The sequence below is a fragment of the Glaesserella parasuis genome, assembly GCF_002015085.1.
GTDB lineage: Bacteria > Pseudomonadota > Gammaproteobacteria > Enterobacterales > Pasteurellaceae > Glaesserella > Glaesserella parasuis.
Map to the genome: position 1 here is coordinate 1 of NZ_MUXW01000032.1, position 4,751 is coordinate 4,751.

A 4,751-nucleotide genomic window follows, 5' to 3' on the forward strand; every position below is an offset into this window, starting at 1 on the left:
TGTAGAAGATCAGACTTGATCTGACAAATCATTATAAAAATGAGAGTTTCCCGTTTAGAATATGAGTGTCTAAAATTCAATCTAAACAAAAAAGGAAACTCTCATGTTTTATTACTTACAATCCGCTCATTAAACACAAGACTGGTTTACTCAATTTAGCAGAAGAACTTGGAAACATTTCTCAAGCTTGTAAAGCGATGGGAATGAGCCGAGATACATTCTATCGCTATCAACAAGCCGTAGAGCAAGGCGGTGTTGAAGCATTACTTAATCGAACTCGTCGGGTACCGAATATCAAAAACCGAGTAGACGAGCACATTGAGCAAGCTGTTGTAAAATTTGCCCTAGATTTTCCAGCTTACTTATCAGCAAACATTTGTTGATACTTATAGCAAGGTTGCTTTTGAAAGCTCTACACAATGAAAACCGCAATTGCCGCTGCAGATATGCTCAATGATAAAGTCCTACCGTTCTTTGAAGCCCAAGGATTACCGATGTTGCGTATTCTCACCGACCGTGGCAGTGAATATTGTGGCAAAGTGGAAAATCACGATTATGAGCTTTATTTAGCGATAAATGACATAGAGCATACTAAAACGAAAGTGAAGTATCCACAGACGAATGGTATCTGTGAACGTTTCCATAAGACTATCTTACAAGAATTTTACCAAGTCGCATTTAGGAAGAAAATATATACGGATTTAGCGACATTACAAGCTGATTTAGATGAGTGGTTAATGTATTATAATCACCATCGAACACATCAAGGAAAAATGTGCTGTGGCAGAACACTGATGGCAACATTACTTAATGGAAAAGGGATTTGGGCAGAAAAGAATTTAAGCTCAAATTAATCTGACAGACACGGTAATTTTAAACGGGGACTGTCAGATTAGATTTGATCTTCTACAGCTAAAGAAGCAATAACGACCATCATTGCATAACCAAATGTACCCATTTTGAACTCCTGTTTTAGATTGAAAGAAATTCTAACATAAAAATAACAAGCTGTTTTTGTTTTTCTACTTTATTACACAAAACATCAATCAGCATTATTTTGATCGTCTGCAAATTTCTTCATTAATTGGCTCATTTGCTGGCAATGTTTTTCAAATTTACGACAATGTGGGCAATACAATAAATGGATTCTTACCCCTATTTTTTCTTTAAGCAATAACGGTCTTTCTTGAGCTTCAGAGACCAATTTCGTCACTTCTTGACATTTCATTTTTTGCCCCCAAAAATAGATTTACTGGATAAACATTCTTGCAATTGTAAGCGTGAACGATACAACAAAGTATGTAGATTGGCTTGACTAATTTCTGCTGTATGGCAAATTTCATTAGCAGAGAGTTCTAAATACTCTCGCATCATAAACATGTGCGCTTGTTTTGCTGGAAGTTTAGTGAGACACAGTTCAAAAATAATCCAAAATTCATCGGAATAAACGGCATTTTCGGGCTGTTGCCATTCTTGTGGATAACACTCTTCTCGCCAATGCCCATCTTGATCAAAAAATACATTGCTATCGTTTTCATCATCTCGCAAATCACTTTCAAGAACTAAACGATCTTTTTGACGCAGATAGTCAATAATTTTATTTTTCAAAATAGCAAATACCCAAGTTTTAAATGCGGCATTACGTTTAAAACTATCTAAATTTTTAAGTGCGTTGAGCAATGCTTCTTGCACCATATCTTCTGCTAACTGACTGTCTCGTAGCTGAAGATGAGCAAATTTTAGCATTTGTTCTCTAATCGCTGCCATTTGAGATGAATTAATTTCTTTTAAAATCATAGTGTTATATATTTTTCTAAAAAATGAAAAATTTTTGTAAGGATTTCCCTCTTACACCGACTAATAAGGTGAAAGGGAAACTTTTCGTAAAAACTAACCTATCTTAACCTTAACAAATCTTTTTACAAGAGGAAAAATTTATGAAAACTTTACTTAAAGTATTAATGACAACTTCTTTAGTTTCTATTGCTACAATCAATACAGCAAATGCAGAAATGATGGATGATTGCAAAAATAAAATGGGCGCAGATTGCCAAACTATGGAAAATATGAAACATTCTGAAATGAAAAAAAATCATATGATGAAGTCTGATGATATGAAAAAAGATGGAATGATGAAATCTGATGGTATCAAAAAGGATGGAATGATGAAATCTGATGGTATGAAAAAGGATGGAATGATGAAATCTGATGGTATGAAAAAGGATGGAATGGTGAAATCTGATGATATGAAAAAAGATCATATGATGAAATCTGATGATATGAAAAAAGATCATATGATGAAATCTGACAAAATGAAAAAAGAAAAGATGTAATTTACTATCTAAAAAATAATTCTAATAAATCAAGCAGTAGCATATTTACACACCAATACTTCTACTGCTTATTTCAGAATTAGAGAAAATTCAAAGGAGAATATATGAAATCTCATAAAACTGTATTATTTACTCTTATTATGTCTGCTATATCTAATAATTCTCTAGCAATAAATTATACTAATAATTCAAGTAAGGAAATGAGTAAAATGACACAAACTCAAAATGAGAATATTCGTGAAATTTATTTAGCTGGTGGCTGTTTCTGGGGAATTGAAGCCTATATGGAACGTATTTATGGCGTAAAAAATGCTACGTCAGGCTATGCCAATGGTAAAACCGATAAAACGCATTATCATATTATCGGAAAAACCGATCATGCAGAAACCGTGCATATAACTTACGATGCTAATAAAATTTCATTAGAAAAATTACTTAAATATTATTTTCAGGTCATAGATCCGACTAGCCTGAATAAACAGGGAAATGATCGTGGTAGACAATACCGCACGGGAATTTATTATCAAAATGAGCAAGATAAAGCTATTATTCTAAAAGAAATTGAAGCGCTACAAACGAAATATAAAGACAAAATTCAAGTGGAAGTTGAACCACTTAAACATTACATCTTAGCAGAAGAGTATCACCAAGATTACTTAAAGAAAAATCCAAACGGTTATTGTCACATTGATTTAGAACAAGCAAATAATATTATTATTGATCCTAAAGATTATCCAAAGCCAAGTGATGAAGAATTAAAAGCTAAATTAACACCTTTACAATACAGTGTGACACAGAAAAAGAATACCGAACGTTCATTCAGTAATGAATATTGGGATAACAAAAAAGATGGACTTTATGTGGATATTACCACAGGGGAGCCGCTATTTTCTTCTAGAGATAAATATGATTCGGGCTGCGGTTGGCCAAGTTTCACAAAACCAATTGACAAAAATGTGGTGACTTATCAAAAAGATACCAGTTTTAATATGATTAGAACGGAAGTCTTAAGTCGCAGCGGTAAAGCTCATTTAGGTCACGTATTTGATGACGGTCCTCAAGATAAAGGTGGATTGCGTTATTGCATCAACAGCGCTGCTATTAAATTTATTCCTCTTGAGCAAATGGAAAAAGAAAATTATGGATATTTAATTAACTTAATCAAAGGAAAATAAAATGTTCGACCAGAATTTACTCATCAGCAGTGTATTTTTAGCTGGATTAGCCTCTTTTTTATCTCCTTGCATTTTCCCAATTGTGCCCATCTATTTTGGCATATTAAGTAAAGGTGGTAAAAAGGTATTAAATACACTCCTATTTATTATGGGATTATCACTCACATTTGTTAGCCTTGGTTTTAGTTTTGGCTTTTTAGGTGATTTATTATTAAATGATACTACGCGTGTTATTGCTGGAATTATTGTTATTATTCTTGGTATTCATCAACTTGGTATCATAAAAATCAATTTCTTAGAACAAACTAAATTAGTTGAAATTAAAACAAATGGTAAAAGCGCTTCTGTAGAAGCTTTTGTATTGGGTTTAACTTTTAGTCTTGGCTGGACGCCTTGTATCGGACCAATTTTAGCTTCAGTGCTAGCATTATCAGGCGATGAAGGTTCTGCTCTATACGGTGGTGCAATGATGTTTGTTTATGTATTAGGTTTAGCCCTACCTTTTATTATCTTTTCATTCTTTTCTGATGAATTATTAAAAAGAGCTAAATCACTTAACAAGCACTTAGATAAATTTAAAATCATTGGTGGAATACTAATTATTTTAATGGGATTATTGTTAATCACTAATAACTTACATAGTTTTATGTAATATAGGGGAAATATAAGATGAAAAAAATAATGGGCTTACTTCTCATGCTATTTAGCTTTAATGCTTTTGCTGAAGAAAATAAAAATTTGGCAGACATTCAATTTAAAGATCTCGATAACAATATCGTTTCTTTAGAAAAGTATAAAGGAAAAAATGTCTATGTAAAAATGTGGGCATCTTGGTGTCCGATTTGTTTGGCTGGCTTGGCTGAAATTGATGATTTAAGCGCTGATCAAAATAAAAATTTTGAAGTTATTACTATTGTTTCTCCAGATAAAAAAGGGGAAAAATCAACTGAAAAATTTATTGAATGGTATAAAGGACTGGACTATAAAAATGTCGTTGTACTATTAGATGAACAAGGAGAAGTGCTGAAAAGAGCCAAAGTCAGAGGTTACCCTTCCAATGTTTTTTTAGATTCTGAATTAAACGTTAAAAAAGTTGTACCAGGGCATTTATCAACGACACAAATTACTGAAAGTATTAACTCAAAATAAAAAATAAAACCTAATCTAACGATCAAATATAAAATGAACCGTTAGGTTAGGTTTATTTTTTTATAAGCTAAGTTGTAGAAGATCAGACTTGATC

5 protein-coding genes and 2 pseudogenes are annotated in these 4,751 nt (G+C 32.5%); 5 read left to right on the forward strand and 2 right to left on the reverse strand.

What is annotated here, in order from left to right:
- Positions 1-110: 110 nt before the first annotated feature.
- Positions 111-854, forward strand: a pseudogene (locus tag B0183_RS08055) (helix-turn-helix domain-containing protein).
- A gap of 188 nt (positions 855-1,042) precedes the next feature.
- Here the strand turns inward: B0183_RS08055 and B0183_RS08060 are convergent.
- On the reverse strand, positions 1,043-1,228 hold the full coding sequence (locus B0183_RS08060) for a zf-HC2 domain-containing protein (RefSeq protein ID WP_005713975.1): 186 nt from the start codon (positions 1,226-1,228) through the stop codon (positions 1,043-1,045).
- Entirely contained in the window at positions 1,225-1,797 is a 573-nt protein-coding gene (locus B0183_RS08065; protein WP_021116087.1) for a sigma-70 family RNA polymerase sigma factor, read from the reverse strand. Before B0183_RS08065 ends, B0183_RS08060 begins: the two co-directional genes overlap by 4 nt.
- A gap of 140 nt (positions 1,798-1,937) precedes the next feature.
- Between B0183_RS08065 and B0183_RS08070 the strand changes: the two genes are divergently transcribed.
- From B0183_RS08070 to B0183_RS08085, 4 genes and pseudogenes are all read left to right on the forward strand, one after another.
- Positions 1,938-2,333, forward strand: a complete 396-nt coding sequence (locus tag B0183_RS08070; RefSeq protein ID WP_078208630.1) for a hypothetical protein — start codon at positions 1,938-1,940, stop codon at positions 2,331-2,333.
- Between the two features lie 236 nt (positions 2,334-2,569).
- Positions 2,570-3,508, forward strand: a pseudogene (gene msrB / locus B0183_RS08075) (peptide-methionine (R)-S-oxide reductase MsrB); the annotation flags it as partial.
- A 1-nt stretch (position 3,509) separates the two neighbouring features.
- Positions 3,510-4,160 carry a cytochrome c biogenesis CcdA family protein gene (locus B0183_RS08080; RefSeq protein WP_010786760.1) on the forward strand — a complete coding sequence of 217 codons (651 nt, stop codon included), beginning with the start codon at positions 3,510-3,512 and terminating at the stop codon, positions 4,158-4,160.
- A 17-nt stretch (positions 4,161-4,177) separates the two neighbouring features.
- On the forward strand, positions 4,178-4,657 hold the full coding sequence (locus tag B0183_RS08085) for a redoxin family protein (protein WP_010786761.1): 480 nt from the start codon (positions 4,178-4,180) through the stop codon (positions 4,655-4,657).
- Positions 4,658-4,751 lie beyond the last annotated feature (94 nt).